Origin of the sequence: Albidovulum aestuarii (assembly GCF_029961185.1) — a bacterium.
GTDB lineage: Bacteria > Pseudomonadota > Alphaproteobacteria > Rhodobacterales > Rhodobacteraceae > Albidovulum > Albidovulum aestuarii.
This window is the reverse complement of the sequence record NZ_JASBQQ010000005.1, coordinates 39,795-57,667: the sequence shown is the minus strand read 5'-3', so window position 1 is coordinate 57,667 and position 17,873 is coordinate 39,795. Positions and strand designations below refer to the sequence as shown.

15 protein-coding genes are annotated in these 17,873 nt (G+C 59.7%); 7 read left to right on the top strand and 8 right to left on the bottom strand.

Annotated elements, in window-relative coordinates; all coding sequences use genetic code 11:
- The first annotated feature begins 73 nt into the window (after window positions 1–73).
- The 3 genes from QKW60_RS12505 (at window position 74) to QKW60_RS12495 (ending at window position 4,883) form a co-directional block, all read left to right on the top strand.
- Window positions 74–1,936, top strand: a complete 1,863-nt coding sequence (locus QKW60_RS12505) for a hypothetical protein (RefSeq protein ID WP_282369156.1) — start codon at window positions 74–76, stop codon at window positions 1,934–1,936.
- A gap of 96 nt (window positions 1,937–2,032) precedes the next feature.
- On the top strand, window positions 2,033–3,442 hold the full coding sequence (locus QKW60_RS12500) for an arylsulfotransferase family protein (protein WP_282369155.1): 1,410 nt from the start codon (window positions 2,033–2,035) through the stop codon (window positions 3,440–3,442).
- Between the two features lie 73 nt (window positions 3,443–3,515).
- Window positions 3,516–4,883 carry an arylsulfotransferase family protein gene (locus QKW60_RS12495; protein WP_282369153.1) on the top strand — a complete coding sequence of 456 codons (1,368 nt, stop codon included), beginning with the start codon at window positions 3,516–3,518 and terminating at the stop codon, window positions 4,881–4,883.
- Here QKW60_RS12495 and QKW60_RS12490 read toward each other — a convergent pair.
- From QKW60_RS12490 to QKW60_RS12480, 3 genes are read right to left on the bottom strand one after another with little or no spacing between them, the layout of a single operon-like run.
- On the bottom strand, window positions 4,855–6,225 hold the full coding sequence (locus tag QKW60_RS12490) for an NAD(P)/FAD-dependent oxidoreductase (RefSeq protein ID WP_282369151.1): 1,371 nt from the start codon (window positions 6,223–6,225) through the stop codon (window positions 4,855–4,857). The two genes, QKW60_RS12495 and QKW60_RS12490, sit on opposite strands and share 29 nt — an antisense overlap.
- A gap of 20 nt (window positions 6,226–6,245) precedes the next feature.
- Window positions 6,246–6,653 carry a GtrA family protein gene (locus QKW60_RS12485; protein WP_282369150.1) on the bottom strand — a complete coding sequence of 136 codons (408 nt, stop codon included), beginning with the start codon at window positions 6,651–6,653 and terminating at the stop codon, window positions 6,246–6,248.
- A complete protein-coding gene (locus QKW60_RS12480; protein ID WP_282369149.1) occupies window positions 6,653–7,687 on the bottom strand; it encodes a glycosyltransferase family 2 protein in 1,035 nt (344 codons plus the stop codon). The genes QKW60_RS12485 and QKW60_RS12480 overlap by 1 nt, the downstream gene beginning before the upstream one ends.
- 316 nt (window positions 7,688–8,003) lie before the next feature.
- Here QKW60_RS12480 and QKW60_RS12475 point away from each other — a divergent pair, with 316 nt between their 5' ends.
- The 3 genes from QKW60_RS12475 to QKW60_RS12465 all read left to right on the top strand — a co-directional run bounded on the left by QKW60_RS12475 (window position 8,004) and on the right by QKW60_RS12465 (window position 12,160).
- Window positions 8,004–8,927 (top strand): UbiA family prenyltransferase, encoded by a 924-nt coding sequence (locus tag QKW60_RS12475; RefSeq protein ID WP_282369148.1) that lies wholly within the window; start codon window positions 8,004–8,006, stop codon window positions 8,925–8,927.
- A gap of 49 nt (window positions 8,928–8,976) precedes the next feature.
- Window positions 8,977–10,863 (top strand): hypothetical protein, encoded by a 1,887-nt coding sequence (locus QKW60_RS12470; protein ID WP_282369147.1) that lies wholly within the window; start codon window positions 8,977–8,979, stop codon window positions 10,861–10,863.
- 64 nt (window positions 10,864–10,927) lie between these two features.
- A complete protein-coding gene (locus tag QKW60_RS12465; RefSeq protein WP_282369145.1) occupies window positions 10,928–12,160 on the top strand; it encodes a PepSY-associated TM helix domain-containing protein in 1,233 nt (410 codons plus the stop codon).
- Between the two features lie 9 nt (window positions 12,161–12,169).
- On the opposite strand, the gene QKW60_RS12460 is transcribed toward QKW60_RS12465, so the two are convergent.
- From QKW60_RS12460 to rfbF, 4 genes are read right to left on the bottom strand one after another with little or no spacing between them, the layout of a single operon-like run.
- Window positions 12,170–12,595 (bottom strand): GtrA family protein, encoded by a 426-nt coding sequence (locus QKW60_RS12460; RefSeq protein ID WP_282369144.1) that lies wholly within the window; start codon window positions 12,593–12,595, stop codon window positions 12,170–12,172.
- Window positions 12,592–13,467 carry an NAD-dependent epimerase/dehydratase family protein gene (locus tag QKW60_RS12455; protein WP_282369143.1) on the bottom strand — a complete coding sequence of 292 codons (876 nt, stop codon included), beginning with the start codon at window positions 13,465–13,467 and terminating at the stop codon, window positions 12,592–12,594. Before QKW60_RS12455 ends, QKW60_RS12460 begins: the two co-directional genes overlap by 4 nt.
- Window positions 13,464–14,759: a class I SAM-dependent methyltransferase gene (locus QKW60_RS12450; protein ID WP_282369142.1), complete on the bottom strand. Its 1,296-nt coding sequence runs from the start codon at window positions 14,757–14,759 to the stop codon at window positions 13,464–13,466. Before QKW60_RS12450 ends, QKW60_RS12455 begins: the two co-directional genes overlap by 4 nt.
- Window positions 14,744–15,514: a glucose-1-phosphate cytidylyltransferase gene (rfbF, locus tag QKW60_RS12445; RefSeq protein WP_282369141.1), complete on the bottom strand. Its 771-nt coding sequence runs from the start codon at window positions 15,512–15,514 to the stop codon at window positions 14,744–14,746. The genes QKW60_RS12450 and rfbF overlap by 16 nt, the downstream gene beginning before the upstream one ends.
- A gap of 191 nt (window positions 15,515–15,705) precedes the next feature.
- On the opposite strand from rfbF, the gene QKW60_RS12440 reads away from it, so the two are divergent.
- On the top strand, window positions 15,706–16,737 hold the full coding sequence (locus tag QKW60_RS12440; RefSeq protein WP_282369140.1) for an NAD-dependent epimerase/dehydratase family protein: 1,032 nt from the start codon (window positions 15,706–15,708) through the stop codon (window positions 16,735–16,737).
- Between the two features lie 267 nt (window positions 16,738–17,004).
- On the opposite strand, the gene QKW60_RS12435 is transcribed toward QKW60_RS12440, so the two are convergent.
- Complete coding sequence (locus QKW60_RS12435) at window positions 17,005–17,757, bottom strand: cytochrome c biogenesis CcdA family protein (RefSeq protein WP_282369139.1); 753 nt, start codon at window positions 17,755–17,757, stop codon at window positions 17,005–17,007.
- Between the last annotated feature and the right edge of the window lie 116 nt (window positions 17,758–17,873).

Sequence of the window (17,873 nt, the reverse complement as noted above, 5' to 3'; positions counted from 1 at the left end):
ATTGAGAGCCGTGTTATGCTCTAACTGGCGCGTGTAGCCAGTACGAACGCGGTTGTCAGGAAAGTGGATTTCTATGAAAGGTATTTTGCCCTTTGGGGGAGCGGATAAGTCCGCAGATTCAACAGATCCGCCGCTGGTCGGAAAAGCATGGTTCGCCTGGTCGCTGATCGTCCTGGCTCTGCTGGTTCTGATCTACAGGTCCATGAAGTACGGCGGATATTTTCCCGACGACGCCTATATCACCTACCGTTTCGCCGAACATCTGAGCCGTGGGCTGGGGATCGTCTGGAATGAGGGCGGGCCGCCGACCGAGGGATCGACATCGTTCCTGCAAACTCTTCTGGTCGCCACCGGATTCCGGTTCGGGCTGCCTGTTGCTACCATTGCCTACATGATCAGCACTGTCTCGGTCGTTGTTCTTCTTGTCACGCTGTGGCGCACCGCGCTGCGTCTGACGGGGCGGTTTGCCCTGGGCATGGCGTTGCCCCTGGTCCTGTTTCTGAGCGGGGTCCACTTTTCGCTGCATGTGAATGCCGGAATGGACACGATCGTCGCGATCGCGCTGCTGGCGGTAAGTTTCCTGACCGCGTTGAACCTGCTGGCCCGGCCGGGCTGGTCCCGAGCGCTTTTATTGGTCCTGATCGGTTTCCTCTGCCTTTGGTGCCGCCCCGATACCGCTCCCTATCTCATCGGGCAGGGCGTCGTTTTGGTTCTGTCCGCCTTTGGCGACTGGCGTTCGGGCCGAAATCCACATTTCCTGCGTCAGATTCTTATAGCCTATGCGCTGCTGGTCATCGCAGGCGCCGCCTATCTGGTCTGGAAATACAGCTACTACGGCTACATTCTGCCGAATTCATTCTACATCAAGGGGACCGATCTTTCGGATCTGGCGGGTCTTGTGCCGGTGGTCCGTTTCCTGAAGGAAACGGCGATCCAGGGCTCGGTCCTCGCCGTTCTGCTGGTCTTCGTTGACTGGCGGGTGTTGCGTCCCGATGCGGAAACCCGGTCGGTGGCTCGTGTCGGACTGCTCGTCCTGCCAGTTGCCTGTTTTCTCCTTTACAATCTCACGACGACGCATCTGGTGAATTACTCCAGCCGGTTCGAATATCCGGTTGCGGCGTTTTTCTGGATCGGTTCCGGTTGGCTTCTGACCCGCGGGCGGGCATTCGAGCGGCTCGCGGCAGTGTTGCAACGTCTTGGCGGCCTTCGCGCTGCATACGGGGGCTTGGCAGCACTCGTGCTGGTGGCCATTGCCGTGCCGCTTCAGATCGGTCGGCAACATCACACGAAATGGTTCTCATATGTTCAGGTGATGCATTACGAACCGCTCTCGGCCGCCCTGATCAGGACCGGTGCAGGACCTGATATCACGCTGGTTTATGACGCGGCAGGTTTCATCCCCTTCGACAGCAAGGTGTCGTTCATAGACCCGGTCGGACTTTGCGACAACACATTGTCTGGACGCACGCCGATGACACCGCTGGAGCGCGAAAAATACATATGGGGATCGAATCCAGACGTGTATCTTGGCCCCTACCCGCCCGCCAGTCCCGGGGCCGTCACCGCGGCAGACGACCCGCTGATGGACACCGTCTATGCGCGGAAGATCCTGCTGAACCCTGAGACGTTCGAGGATTACGGTCCTTACATGCGCGAAATGACGGATGCCGAACAGCAGGCATCGGTGCATTACCGAATGAGGGAATTGCGCAACAACTGGATCGCGATCGGGGAATTCCCCTATCCATTTGGCGTCGATGCTGAATATACCCATTTTATCTACGTCAGGGCCGGATCGGCTTATGCCGATAAACTGGTCGAGGAACTCGGCAAGGTCACGACGCGCAAACTTGAGGAGATCGACTTCAATGACGTGCTGAAGGGGCAAAGACCGCTTTCACGTCAGGAGGCGGAGCGCCTGTCGGCGATGCGTTGAGAAGTCCGGCAGGTAAGAAATGAACGGAGCAGAGCCCGCGATGACACTTCGGGTATCGAAAAGGGTGGCCTTGTTGCACCAAGGGCGCGTTAAATCATGAACCGCCACACTACAGAGAAGACAGACGACGAGCAGCCGTCATTCCTCGAGCGCGTCATTTTCCGAAAGGTCGAATTGTGGCTCGTCGGGATTGTCGTCATTTTCATGCTGGCACTGACGGTCGTCTTTGGCGCCGTCGTCCGTAATGAACTGCAGGGCCACAACAAGTTCGGCATTGCGGGTGATGTTGCGTTGAGAGTGGCTGAGATCCCATCAACCATACGGGAATTAAAACGACAGAAGTTGCGGCTTCACGCGGATCAGATGGGGAAACGGTTCGCCGGGCACAGCGGTTGGGAAATTCCCGATCCGTCCCGCGTCGCGGGGCTGGACGGCTATCTTCTGTTGTCGCGCGTGGATGGCGATAAATCACGCCAGATTGTCGAACTGGTCGATCTGCGGGATTTCAGGGTCCTTCACCGCTGGGAACCTGATGCCGAAAGCCTCTTCGCCGGCTTGAAAACGTGTCCGAACTGCTTACTCGACTTCGCGAACTGGACTTTCCGGACCATCCACCCCTTTGCCTTCGAGAATGGTGATATTCTGGTCAAGGATCACGGCTCTCCACTCGCCCGGATTGATGCCTGCGGAAAGCCGGTCTGGGTCAATTCCAACATGTTCCACCATGCGACGGAGTTGGACGAGAACGGTGACATCTGGAGCCCGGGATACATCTGGGGGCCCGGACTGGAGCGCCCCGCCGACCGTCGGGAGGACTATCATAACGACACGATCATGCATGCCACGGCCGACGGCAGGACGGTCGCGCAGTATGATCTGACCGACATTCTGATGAAGAATGGCTATGGCTATCTCTTGATGGGAATGAACGAGATCTACCACAAGGATCCGCTGCACCCCAACGATGTCCAGCCGGTCATGAGCGATGGCACCTATTGGAAGAAAGGCGACGTCTTCGTCAGCCTGCGCAACAAGTCGACCGTGTTCCTGTTCCGCCCCTCAACCGAAAAGATCCTGTGGCTGAAGACCGGTCCATGGGCCGTGCAGCACGATGTCGATATCCTTGGCGATGGCAAAATAGCAATCTTCGACAACGGATTTCATCCCGACGTCATGACAGCGCCGGATGACGTCGCGAACCAGGTGATGATCTACGACTTTGCGACCGATCAGATCACCTCGCCCTATCTTGACATCCTGTCGCGGCTAGAGGTCCGCACCGCGACCGAGGGCCTCGCCGAGTTCATTCCTGGTGGATATGTGATGCTTGAAGAGACCAACTTTGGGCGACTGGTATTCATCGGACCCGATGGCGAACTCGCCGCCCAATATGTCAACAGCGGTTCGGATGGAACCAACTATCTGCTGGACTGGAGCCGCTATATTCCCCGAGGCCCGGGCGACATGGTCGCGGCCGCCGTCGCGTCGGCGGCTTGCGGCGGATAAATGTTAAATGGCCTGAGTATCCGGTCGTGATGTTAGTTGGAGAGACCATTGTGAAGAGCTACAGGGAGACGGCATGCCGCAGGACTTAGAGCGGAAGGTCTTCAGACTTTCAGCGACCGTGCTGATCCTCGGGCTGGTTTTCGGGGCCGGGTTGTATTCCGGTGTCAAACGGAACTTCGTCTACAAGGGGGTGAAGAGCTTCAAGGATACGACCGAGCTTATCCGGACGGAATGGCAGAATGTCGTTCCACACGGCGAGCCGGTTCATTTTCTTCAGGACGCACGCTATTCCGGCAGCGGGGTCACGATCAACCGACGCCCCGATGACGACAGCCTCGTTCTGCTTTCCGGCTTTTTCGACGGCGAAAATGGGTTACGGCTTCTGCGTCGCGATGGCACGCCAGCGGTAAAATGGAGTGTGCCATTTTCTCGCTATTTCTCCGATCTGTCCTACATGCTCGAACCGCCGCAGACAGACCACAACATCGACACGCACGGTGCGCTGATCGAGCCCGACGGGTCGGTTGTTTTCAACTTCGAATATGGTGGAACGGTGAAACTTTCGCGGTGTGGCGACCCAATCTGGACGCGGCCGATGGAGACGCACCATTCAATCATCAAGTCGGAACGAAGTGGTTACATTGTGCCAACTCGTGGTGACGTGCTCCCGGAAGAATTTGGCAAATACTGGCCGCTTTCCCGCCAGACTTCGCGAGTGAAATACTTCATGTACGACCTTATCACCAAACTCACAGATGACGGTGAGGTCGTTTACTCAAAGCCGTTGCCGGAGATATTTCTGGAGAACAACCTATTGGGTGTCGTCACCGCGACGGGTAGTTCCATGACGGACAAAGGGCCCGTGGAAGGTGAGATAACTCATGTAAACAAGATCGCCGAACTACCCGCAGCCATCGCCGGAAAGTTTCCTAATTTTGAGTCCGGCGACCTGATGGTGTCGGTACGTATGCACAACCTGATCTTTGTGGTCGATCCAGACACGTGGAAGGTCAAGTGGTACCAGACCGGCCCGTGGCTACGTCAGCACGATCCTCAATTCGGACCAGATGGCAAGATCTGGGTATTCAACAATAATACCTTTCGTCTTAATCTTACGGTCGATTTTCGGCCGCTCCCTGACGCGCCGCTGGTCAGCAATATCCTGAAGATCGACCCTAAGACACGTGAGACCGAGATAGCGTTCGGACAGCGCCCGGGCGAGGAGTTTCTTAGTGTAATCCGCGGTAAGATCGATCTCGTCGAAGGCGGCGGCGCACTGGTTACAGAATTCGAAGGCGGCCGCGCGTTCGAATTCGACTCAAACCGCGACATCGTCTGGGAATACATCAACAGGTATGACGCGGAACGCGTACAGGAGATAACCGGGGCCTGGCGATACCCGGCGTCCTATTTCACAGTTGAAAACTGGGACTGCCCATAGCGTCAGGTTTTCCATCGTTCTGCCCCACCAGCCGACGGTCAATCGCGGCAGCTGCCTTCTTTCCCTCGCGGACAGCATAGTTCGTGCCCCTGTCCTCGGGATAAACCTGCGCCATCGAGGCAAGGAAGACATTGGCCAAGGGCGTTTCGAAATCCGGGATCAGGCGGGAATAGTGGCGCACCACGATCGGTTGAGCGTGATCGGCCTTCCACAGGTGGTGGCGCTTGACCCAGTCGGTTTTGAAGTCAGGGAACATGCGCTGGATATGCGGCGTGGCGAAGTCGAGCATCTCATCCGCGCTCATCCCGAACAGCCGGTCATCGGTCGGCAGGTATTTCGAAAGATAGACGATATGACGCCCGCCATAAGAGGCGGTCGGTTCGAAATTCGTGTGTTCGATGACGCCGACGAAGGGAAAGTCGGGATCGTTGATATTGATCCAGTAAAGCTCTGACAGCGAGCGATCGAGTTCCAATACAAGGCACACATTGCCGAGATATTCGATCGTCTTCAGGCTGTCGGCATAGGAAGGCGCGACATGGTTTGCCATGAGGTCGGCCGCCAGAGGAAGCGGTGTGGTCACGAGCACGCTGCGCGCCGTGATCGGGCCGGTTTCCGTGTCGATGTGGACCGCGTCGTCACCTGGCGCGATGCCTGTCACCCCTGCCCCAGTCGAAACCGTGCCGCCCTGGCGTTCGACATAGGCCCCGACCTCGCGCGCGAGCCGGGCGAAACCGCCCTTGAAATAGGCCAGTTCCTCGGCCCCGCCCGAGCCCCGGCTGCCGCCCCTCAGCGTCAGCTTGTTCCAGAACCAGACGGCCGAGATCTGTTCTGCATAGCGGCCGAACTTGCCGATCAGCAAAGGTTCCCAGATCACGCGGTAGGCCTTTTTGCCGAAAAGCCGGATCAGCCATTCCTTGGCCGTTAGCGCCTCCAGCCGTTGCCAATCCTTGACCCGTCGCACCGCGAGTGTTGCAAAGCCGGTGCGGATGCGGTCGAAAAGCGGGATCGCGTCGAATTTCAGAAGGTCGAAGGGCGTAGAAAGGCGAAAGCTCTTGCCAGCGTAGTACATCCCTGTCGACGACGCCCGGAAGACGATCTGGTCGGCGACGCCCACCTGTGCGGCGAGGTCCGAGATGTGGCGGTCGGAGGTGAACCAGTGGTGGTAGAACCGCTCCAGCTCATACCCGCCGACATCGAAACCTGCGGCAAGCCCGCCGAGTTCCGCCTCTTTCTCCAGCACGATCACGGACCGCCCGGCCTGAGCCAGATCGGCCGCGGCCGCGAGTCCGGTGAAACCGCCGCCGATCACGGCGCAATCGTAGATCCTGGTTTCGCTCATGGGGCGCGGGCTCCTTGCAGTTACTCGCTACGACGAAAGGTGACGCGGGCGTTCAGCGTGTACTGGACCGCGATCACCACAATGATCGAGGCCGCCTTGGCCAGGAACGGGTTGACCTGCATCAGGTCGATCAGCACGAGGAGAACGCCCGTGGAGGAAAGATAGCCGAGTCCGGCCACACCGAAAAAGATCGCCAGCCGCCGCAAGGCCGCGTCCATCACCCCGAACGTGATCGCGCGATTCAGAACAAAACTCAGCAGCGTTCCCGCCGCATAGCCCGCGATATTGGCTGCATGATGCCAAGTGCCGGATGCGACGAGCGCCGAGTATAGCCCGAAGTCGAGGGCCACCCCGCTGCCGCCACAGATCACATAGAGCGCGAATTGCCGAAGCTCGGGCGGCACGAATGAGACCAGTTTGTGCAGCATCACGACTGATGCGCCTTTTCATGCAGGGTCTGTTCCCTGAGGCGGAACCGGTCTGGACCCAGAACCTCCATTACGAGAAAGAGCGGCCGCTGTTTGGCCTCGCCGTAGATGCGCCCGACATATTCACCGATGATCCCGAGAAAGACGAGTTGCAACCCGCCGAGCATCAGCGAAGAGATGAAGAGAAGCGTCCAGCCCGGCACCCAGATATCGGTCATCAGCCGCGAAACAAACGCATAGACGATGCCGATGAGCGAGAAGAAGAACAGTGTCATGCCGACCATCGTCACCATGCGAAGGGGAACAACCGAGAAGGATACGACCCCGTCCAGGGCCAGAAGGATCATCTTCCGCAACGGGTATTTCGACACGCCCGCAAAACGCTTTTCCCGCTCATAGGGAAGGGCTGTCTGATTGAAACCCACCCAGGAGGTCATGGCCCGGATCATCCGGTGGCGTTCGCGCATCAGCCGCAGTGCATCGGCCGCACGCCGGTCGATCAGTCGGAAATCGCCCGCATCCAGCGGCAGGGGCACTTCGGACAGGAGGTTGATGAAGCGGTAGAACGCCTTCGCCGTCCAGAGCTTGAACGCAGTTTCACCTTCGCGGGTCGTTCTCACTCCGTAAACAATGTCAAAACCTTCGCGCCATTTGTTCACCATATCGGGAATGAGTTCTGGCGGGTCCTGAAGGTCGGCGTCGATCAGTACGACGGCATCCCCTTCGGCATAGTCGAGTCCGGCCGTCACGGCGACCTGGTGACCGAAGTTCCGCGACAGCCGCACGACACCGATATTGTCGGTGCCGCTCTGAATGTCGCGCAGCTTGAGTGCCGTCAGGTCGGAACTGCCGTCATCGACATAGATGATCTCATAGTTGAGACCCGCGCCGCCCAACACATTCGTCAGCCGCTCATGGGTGTAGAGGATGACTTCTTCTTCATTGTAACACGGCACGATCACCGAAATCAGCGGATTGGCCGGACGTTTGCCCCAGGGGGCGCCTTGCAAGTTTTCCTGGGTCGAGATGCCCATATCAATAGGTCCTGAACGGCTGCGCCAATAAATCCCCGCCACAATAGGCTGAACTTCAAGGGCTTTCTACCGCATCCTTGACCTTGGGCAATCAAAGCCGCCGGATGGTATCCCAGGGTCAACACCAACTAACAGCACGCAGGATTGTTTCGACATCGGTATCGCCCTGCCCCCGAAATCATTTGAAAAAGGCCGCCTACACGCTGCGGCCCATCTTCCGGTTGCCAAATTCGTCGCGCGCCATGAAACTGGAGCGGGTTGGCACGGTATATGGCCGGTTTGACTGTTAAGGTTGCGGGCGATTTGGAGCAGGGTATTGGTCAGTGAAGAGGAAACCGCGGCAGGCGCGCGTTCCGGCCTTCTGCCCTATCTGTATGAAATACGTCCCCATCAATGGGCCAAGAACGTCCTGATCTTCGTGCCGATGCTGGCGGCACACCGGCTCGACATGGTGACGTTTTCCGAAAGCCTCGCCGCGTTTTGCGCCTTCTGCCTGATCGCGTCGAGCGTCTATGTTCTGAACGATCTGCTGGATCTGGAATCCGATCGCGCCCATCCCCGGAAGCGGTTCCGGCCCATCGCTTCGGGCGCTGTGCCGCTTTCGCATGCGCGATGGATGGCCACGACGCTTCTGGTTGCTGGATTTGGCCTGGCAATCTGGACCAGCCTGATGCTGGCGCTGGTCGCAGCGGGCTATTACGCGGCGACACTGGCCTATTCACTGGTGATCAAACGCCAGCCGATACTCGATATATGGTTGCTGGCAGGGCTTTATACGACACGGATTCTGGCCGGTGCCGCAGCGACAGAGATCGGCCTGTCGGTTTGGCTTCTGGCTTTTTCGGGCTTCTTCTTCTCGTCGCTGGCCGCCGTCAAGCGTCAGGCCGAACTCGTCGATGGTCTGAGCAGAGGCAAGAGCGGGGCGGCAGGCCGGGGATACCGGGTGGACGACCTGCCACTGATCTCACAGATCGGAATTTCGGCCGGTTACGTCGCCGTTCTGGTCATGGCGCTTTACATCGAGTCGCATGCCGTGGCTGAACTTTATCCGTTCCGTGTGGCGCTTCTGGCGATCTGCCCGATCCTCTTCTTCTGGATCACCCGCATGGTCATGGTGGCCCATCGCGGCAATATGCATGACGATCCGATCGTCTTTGCCTTTCGCGACCGGGCAAGCCAGATCTGCCTTGTCGCGATCGGCATCAGCGTGTGGGTCGCGACGTCGGCCCCTTTCCGGTAGGGATGAGCATGCGTCGGCATAGAAACCTGAACGTGTGGGAACCTCCGGCATGATGTGGACGGGGCGCCGACTGACGATCGCCGTAGCGGTGGGTCTTGCCGGATATGTTGTGTCTCTTGGCCTGCTGCCGAGGCTAATCCAAGCCAACCCGACGACCGAAGTTGTCAGTGCCGCGCTGGCGCTTGGCTACAACGCGCCCCTTGCCTATTCGGTGGCACTGATATGGTCGCTGACTGTGATCACGGCCGCCGCGTTCTGGGGCAGGACGGCATCCGCCGTCCCGGAAGAGTCACCGGGTTGCGGACGGCTGGTCGCCTGGGAATTGCTGGCGGTTTTCGCACTGTTCTTTCTGGCCTATTTCCCGCTGTTTCTGGCCCGCTACGCCCCGCTGACGGAAGATCACGGGTTTATCACCGCTCTCTTCCGCATGGCCTGCGGGCAGGTGCCGTTCCGGGATTTCGAGTTCCTCTATGGCCCGGCGATGATCTATTCGCTCTGGTGGTGGGGGCAGGCCTTCGGTGTTTCGGTGACCTCTTACTTCAGCTTCCTTGCGGTGCAGGAAGCGGTTCAGTTCACGCTTTTGATGGCGGTGCTGCAACTGGCCATCGCCGACCGGCGGCGGCGTTATCTGGTTTTCCTGCTGCTGCTGCCCTTTCTGTTCGACACGCTTCTGGGTGTGAACTGGAGCGCGCTCAGGCGGCTTGTGGCGGTCTTTGCGCTGCTCATGGCGGCGTTGCGGCCCTTTGATCTGCGCATGAACCTCGCCGTTGCGGTTCTCATCGGGCTTTACGCCACCTATTCGCATGAATATGCCGCCGCCGCGCTGTTCGGTATCGGACTGATATACGCGGCCCTGCTATTCGGCCCTGACCGGCGCCGGGCCCTGGTCAGCGGCCCGATCATTGCGCTTGGGGCGCTCGCGGTCTGGGCGGCGGGCATCTTTGCCATGCTGGGTTCGGATTGGCCGTACTATGTGGAGACCATGAAGCGCGTCGTCAGCGTTATGTCGCAGGGTCATGTGAGTTTTTCCTATTACTGGACACTGAACTCGCTTGCCCTGTTCTCGCTCCTCGTGCTTGCCTGTCTTGCTGTCGGTTGCGGGCTGACCCGGCTCAGGCATGGCCCGTCGATGGGCGATCTGTTTCTTATCGGCGCTTTGGGTTTTGCGCTGGTCGCGCTGAAAAGCGGCCTTACGCGCGCCGATCACTGGCACCTTGGTGCAGCCTTTACACCATTGTTCTTCGCGTTTCTGCTGCCACTTGGCAGACGGACGGTTTCGGTCAGCCTGCAGGCACGAAAGGCGGCGGTGATCCTGATTGCAATTGCCGGGTTAAGTTATCTGCCGGGGATCTACAGTTCCGGCAAACGCTATGCGCGTGCCTACATACGCGGAGCCGAGGATATGCTGAGAGGTGTCCAACTGGCCGAGTTCAGGCCCGGTGATTTTCGGGGGCTCAGCGCCGAGGCAGAGCACTCACGACCGGATGCAAAACTGACCGCCATCGGCCGCTATCTGGCGGACCCCGCCCGGATGGACCGGCCCGTTCTCTATTATGGCACTGCCTGGATCGTCGCGCCGCGCATCGGTGCCTGTTCGGATTACTTCCCGCTCGACGCGCTGATGTATTCCGAACTGCCGGACCCGGGGGCGGAGTTTCTGAAGCGTCACACAGATGCATTCGTCGTCATGTCGAAGTCTGACTACCGCCGTGTGTTCGATGGAGAGGACGAACCCGAGGTGGCCGAACTTGCCCCGATTCCACGGCTGGGAAGCTGGCTGACTTCGGTACATTTCACTCAGGCCGATCTAGAGGCACGTTTACTGAACGAGGCGCGTGACCGGACCACAGGCGCCTATCTGCGCGAGAACTACGAGTTGGACGAACTGACGGAACCTTTCGGGCCCGAGGTCCTGCTGCGGCCGAAGGAACGCTGATGGCTGCTGACCGTATTGCGGGCGGTACTCAAACAAATAGAATACAACCATTTTTCAGGGGAAGATGACTGTGTCAGACAAACCGCGAAGCCGCATCAACTGGCACCGGCTGCATTCATTCTTCGGCCTGACGGTATCACTGTTTCTGGCTTTCATGTTCCTGTCCGGCACTCTGCTGGTTTTCTCGGCCGAGATTGACCAGGCTTTCAATCCCAACCGGCATGTCGAAACGGCCCCGGGCGGCAAGCTGAGTTGGGGACGGATCTACGACGCGGCGGCAGAAAGCAGCCCGGGATGGTCCATCGTGAGAATGATCCGGTCACACAATGCCGGGATTGCCGACACTGTGGTCATGATGAATCCCGAAGGAAAAGACGGTCGGGCAATCCTGGTGGACCCGTATCGGGGCAGCGCGATTGGCCCTGGCGGACAGTTCAGTTTCCACGACTTGATGCTGCAATTGCATGAGCGGCTGTTCGTACCCGGGGACAAGGGACGGCTGTTGGTCACGGTATTTTCACTGCCATTGGCTGCGGCAGTAATTGCCGGAATTTTTAGCTATCGCCGGTTCTGGACCGGCTTCTTCCGCTGGCCGCGGCGATCCGGCAGCAGTCGGGCCTTTTACAGCGATGTGCACCGTCTCATCGGCGTCTGGTCACTGGTATTCTTTGTGCCGCTGGTGCTGACCTCGCTTTGGTACTTTGTCGAACTGGTGGGGCTGGGCGTTCGGACCGAGGCAAACTTCCGGACCGAAAAACGCCAGGTGCTGCTGCCAGACGGGTTTGACGGCGCGCAGGTCGACGCGTCAGTCAAACTGGCTACCAAAGCTTTGCCGCGACTGCAGGCTTCCGAGGTCCGACTTCCGCGGATGAAGTTCGACCCGATCGTAGTGATGGGTCAGGCCACCGCCATTCTTGTGACCGAACGGCAGAACTCGGTGCATATCGATCCTGAAACGCTCAAAGTCGTTGGAATTCAGCGCGCCGAAGACTTGTCCTTGCATCAGCGCATCGCGGCTGCCGCCGACCCGATCCACTTCGGTCTCTGGGGCGGCTTGACGACCAAGGTCCTGTATACCGGTTTTGGCATTGCTCTGACGGTGTTGGCCATCATCGGCATAGTCATCAACGCAAAGCGATTGAGCGCGATGGAAGCAAAACGCCCGACCGGGCCCGCGCGTTCGGCATTTGGCCGGACCTGGCGGGCGATGGGGCCCTACGGGCTGGGTGCCTGGATGTCAGTTGGTCTGATCGCCTGGGGGCTTGGCAACGTGCTTTACACCCTCTTTTTCCGGTAGAGGGCTGCCTTAATTACCCCTGCCCCGACGTCCCGTAACCAGCGGAACTTCGTCGGTCAGAACGTAGGAAATCAGGAAGAAGGTCACGATCGCCATCGGCGGCAACAACAGGGCCTGTGACCAAAGTTCCGACAATCCTGCCGCGATGAGAAGGCTCAGCACCCATTTGTTCAGCCAGAAAACCGCGACGTAAGCGAGGATATAGGCCGGCAAGCGACCGAGACCCTTGGTCTTGAAGACGATGCGGGCATGGGTGATGAAGTTCCACAGGACTCCGATCACATAGGCAAGCGCCAGCGACAACTGCCAGGGCAGTCCGCCAAGCCGCAGCAACAGGGCGTAGATCACCCAGCCGAATGCGGTGTTCACAACACCTACGATGAGAAATTTCACGAAACGCCAAAGACCGGGGCGATCCCGCAGGGCGAGGATCATGGGTTTATCCCCTCGGCCTTCAGCACGGCACGAACGCCGCTTTCAAGATCGAAACGGGGCGCAAAACCCACCTCTTCGCGCAGCCGCGTCACATCCGCCTCAATCAGTGGGGGATCGTCGGGCCTGCGGTCAATCGCACCGAGCCGGATCAGGTCTTCGCGCCCCGCGGCGCGGGCAAACGCACCGATGAGGTCGCGCACCGCAATGGCCTCGCCCGAGCCGACATTCACCGGGCCTTCGACCGGGCTTTCCATGAGCTCGGCCAATGCCCGGCCCAGATCGTCGGTATGCAGGTAGTCACGGCGCTGAAGTCCGTCGGTGCAGGCGATTGGCTGACCCGCCGCCAGCCCCCGGACAAGATCGCCAATCAGCCGCCCTTCGGGTTCGCCCGGGCCGTAGCAGAAGAAGGGTCGCGCCCAGGCGAGCGACAGGCCGAGAGTCTGTGCGCCAGCGATCGAGGCAAGCGCCGTGGCCGCCTTGGCGGCGCCGTAGATCGAGGCAGGGCGGAGGGGTGTCGCCTCATCCATCCGTCCCGGCCCCTGCCAGTCGTATTCGGCGCAACTGCCGACCATCACAACGCGACGACCACCGGCAGCAGCAAAAGCACTGAGAAGCCGAAGGCTTGCGCCTACCCAATCGAGATTGGCAGGAGCGTTCATCCGGCCGGGCCCGTCATGCCAGGCGAGGTGCACCATGTGATCAGCATGGGCGGCGGATGCCACAGCCTCGGGATCGGCCAGCAGATGACCGCGCAGGCCCGGGCCGCGCCGCGACACGGGGATGACATCGAACCCGAGTGCGGCAAGCGCAGTGGAGGTCTGGCGTCCGATCAGACCGGACGCACCGGTCAGAAGAACGCGTTTTCGTTTCATGCCGTGACCTTGATCGAGGGCACTGCCGTGACAAAGCGCGTATTGCTGAGGCCCATCTGCTTGAGTTGGGCAATGATCTCGGATTTCAGGTTCCAGGGCAGGATCAGCACGAAATCGGGGGGCAGCTCGGTGAGCTTCGGCACGTCGAAGACCGGAATGGAACTGCCGGGCAAAAGCGTGTCCTGCTTGGCCGGGTTGCGATCGACGCAATAGGAGACAAGGTCGGGACCGATGCCGCAATAGTTCAGGAGCGTATTGCCCTTGGCGGCCGCCCCATAGGCCGCGACCAGCTTGCCATCGGCGCGGGCCCGGTCGAGGAAATTGCGCAGCCCGTCGCGCACGGCTTCGCAGCGTTCGGAGAAGCCCTGATACCCCTCGGCGCTGTTCAGATGTGCCGTTGCCTCGTCGGTGCGGACCTTAGCGACCCCCTGCCCCTCGGCATGGCTCGCCTCATTTCGGCAGGCGAAGACCCGGAGCGAGCCACCATGGGTCGGCAGTTCCTCGACATCGAAGACGCGCAGACCGTGTTTGGTAAATATTCCCTCGACCGCGAGTAACGAGAGGTAGGAATAATGTTCGTGATAGATCGTGTCGAACTGCACCTCTTCGATGAGCCGCAGAAGGTGTGGGAATTCGACCGTGTAGACGGCGTCTCCGGTCAGAAGCGCGGCCACACCCGCGACGAAGTCGTCGATATCGGGAACATGGGCCAGTACATTGGCCGAACAGATCAGGTCGGGCCGCCTGCCCTCGTCAAAAAGCCGCTTGGCGAGGTCTGCGCCAAAAAATTCCACCAGTGTCGGCACGCCGATCTTTTCGGCGGCTGCCGCGACCGACCCCGAGGGCTCGATCCCCAGAACCGGGATGCCAGCGGCTACGAAATTCTTCAGAAGGTAGCCGTCGTTCGACGCAATTTCGATCACCAGACTGTCGGACCCGAGGCCGAGACGGTTGGTCATCATCTCGGCATAGGCGCGGGCATGGGCAAGCCAGCTTGACGAGAAAGACGAAAAATAGGCGTAGTCCTTGGTGAAGATCTTTTCCGGTGGCACGTCCTCATCGACCTGAACCAGCCAGCAGGCTTCGCAGACGCGCACATGCAGTGGATAGCGCGGTTCGGGCGCATCGGCGCGATCAATCGGTACATAGGAATTTGCTACCGCCGAAAGGCCGAGATCGACCAGCGTCAGCGGCATTTCAGCGCCGCAATTACGGCATTTCGGGAAACTCGTCACACGTCCAACTCCAGATTTCACCAGAACTTCTTTTTTACCGCCTACCAGATCTTCCATGGCGCCTCACCACTCGCCCAGAGCGCGTCAAGCTCCTGCCGCTCGCGGATCGTATCCATCGGTTGCCAAAAGCCGCGATGCTCGAAGGCCATCAGTTCGCCCTCGCGCGCAAGTCCCATGAGGGGTGCGCGTTCCCAGATCGTCGCGTCATCAACCAGATACTTCGCGACCTTCGGCGACAGGACGAAATAGCCGCCATTAATGACCCCGCCGTCATCGGCAGGTTTTTCGGAAAACTCGTGCACCTTGCCCGCGTCGATATCGAGTCGGCCAAAACGGGCCGCGGGCGGCACCGCCGTGACGGTGGCCATGCGCCCATGCGCCTTGTGAAAGGCGACGAGTTGCGTCACGTCGATATTGCCCACGCCGTCGCCGTAGGTCATGCAAAAGGCCTCTTCATCCATCAGATAGGGCATCACACGGCGAAGACGTCCGCCAGTCATACTTTCCTGACCCGTGTCGATCAGCGTGACCCGCCAGGGTTCCGTCTGGTTGTTGATGACCTCGGTGGTTCCCCGGCGCAGATCGAAGGTCACATCGGCACCATGGAGGTAATAATTCGCGAAGTATTCTTTGATGATGTAGCCCTTGTAGCCGCAACAGATCACGAAGTCGTTGATGCCGTGGGCGGCATAGATCTTCATGATGTGCCACAGGATCGGGCGGCCGCCGATCTCAACCATGGGTTTGGGGATACGGATGGTTTCTTCGGCCAAACGTGTGCCGAGTCCCCCAGCGAGAATGACGCATTTCATGATCCGAACTCCCTCGTAAAACACCTGTCACGCACCAAAAACGGCAAGGCTGTGCTATTGTTGCCCGCTGCGCACCCAGTCCGGCAAACCCTGCCGGTGAAACCCCTTTCCCGTCTCACGCGGGGTAGCACACTGACCCGGTCCGCGCTACAGCTATGCCGGTGGAGGCCACAGGACGCATGGATGCAATCATGAAGATCATGCTTATCGGGCACCGGGGTTATATCGGTCCGGTTGCGGCCCGGCATTTGGCGCAGGCACTGCCTGGGGTTGAGCTTCACGGGGTTGATGCCAACTGGTTCAAGGGCTCTGAAACCGACGAGTTTCCCGACGACGCATTTTCCAGCCAGCGCAAGGCCGACATCCGCGATCTTGGTCCGGACGATTTCGCCGGTATGGATGCGGTCGTGGCACTTGCCGCCGTTTCCAATGACCCGATCGGTAAGGAATTCGAAGGTGCCACGGCCGCGATCAATTCCGAAGCCGTTCTCGGTGCGGCAAAGGCCGCCCGCGCGGCAGGCGTTCGCCGTTTTGTCTTTGCCTCGTCCTGCTCGATGTACGGCGCCGGGTCTGACAGCTTCCGCAAGGAAACTGATACGCTGAACCCGCTGACCGCCTATGCGCGGTCGAAGGTCGCGACCGAAGAAGGCCTGCGGCCACTTGCAACTGATGCCTTCATGGTCACATCCTTGCGGTTTTCCACCGCCTGTGGGGCAAGCCCGATGCTGCGCCTCGACCTTGTGCTGAACGACTTCGTCGCGACCGCTTTGCGCACAGGCCGGATCGAAGTCCTGTCCGACGGCACACCCTGGCGTCCGCTGATCCATGTCGAAGACATGTCCCGCGCCATCGAATGGGCGGTGACACGCGATGGGGACACGCTTATCGAGGTCAATGTCGGTTCGCAGGATTGGACCTGGCAGATCGGTCAACTGGCAAAGGATGTTGCCGCCGCACTGGGCGGTGTCGCGGTCGAGATCAATACCAATGCCGCGCCCGACAACCGGTCCTACCGGGTCGATTTTTCGCGCTACGCGGCGATCGCCCCGGATCACCAGCCGAAGAAGGATTTTGTCGAGGCGGTTTCTGAACTTGCCGCCCAAGTGAAGCGCATCGACTTTGCCGACAAGAGTGTTCGAGAGTCGCGCTTCATCCGTCTGAATGTGCTGCGCGGTCATGTGGTCGAAGGACGGCTGGACGGGCATCTGAGGTGGCGCGGCTGAGCCCGCGCCAATTGGGTGGAGCGCCCTGCGCTCCTTCCGGTTTCTGCCGAACTTTGTCACCCTCAAATACCCTTTCCGTGACATCGCCTGTCCCGGCCTAAACCATCCTTGCTAACGGCCGAATCGTGCCGTCCGCCCGACTATTTCTAGCACAGCGCAACACCCTTCACGTCGATCGGACGCAGCCGGTAGCCCACATGCGCCCAACTGTGGGCGTTCGGGCTTAAATCATCCGTTTTAAGGGCTTTTGGTGCGAAAACGGGCCGGTCAGCCCACCAGTGCCAGAGCCGGGAAGGTTTCCAGAAGCCAATAGGAGAACTGGCTGAATCCACCGGTGAGCATCAGAAGGCCGATGGTCCACAGCAGCAGCCCCATCACCCGCTCGATCCGCTCCATATGGCGTTTCAGCAGCCCCATGAATCCGGTCAGACGTGGCAGGAAGGCGGCGACGATCAGGAAGGGCAGGCCCAACCCGGCGGCATAGACCGCCAACAAAGCCGTGCCCCGGGTCAACGACGCCTCGTCGATCACCAGCGACAGGATCATGCCCAACTGCGGGCCGATACAGGGGGTCCAGCCGAAGGCGAAGGCAAGGCCGAGAATATAGGCGCCAAAAGCCGATCCGCCTTTGTCACCCGCGTCAATCCGCGCCTCGCGGTTCAGAAAGGGCAGCGTGATTACGCCCAGAAAATGCGCCCCGAACACCATCACCACGATCCCGGCACCAGTGTTGAACCAGTCCATCCATGGCGTGATCATCCTGCCAAAAGCCGAGGCCGCCGCCCCAAGCAACAGGAAGACCGTCGACAGGCCAAGGACAAAGAACAAGGCCGCGAAAAGCGTCCGCCGCCGCCCTGCCCCGTCGCCCTGCAGTTCGCCCATGCTGATCCCGCCCATATAGGCGAGGTAGGGCGGCACGATCGGCAGCACACAGGGGCTGAGGAAAGACAGCAACCCCGCAAAGAGCGCGATCAGCGCCGCGAGGGCAAAACCTGCGTCAATGATACCGGTTTCCAACATGAAACCAGCCTTAGCCGATCCACCATCCGGCGTCACGGGGCATCGCGTCACACCCGCTCACAAGATCGTTTGGAGGAGTTGGCCGACGATGACGGCAGAGCACACTGCGCTCTCGC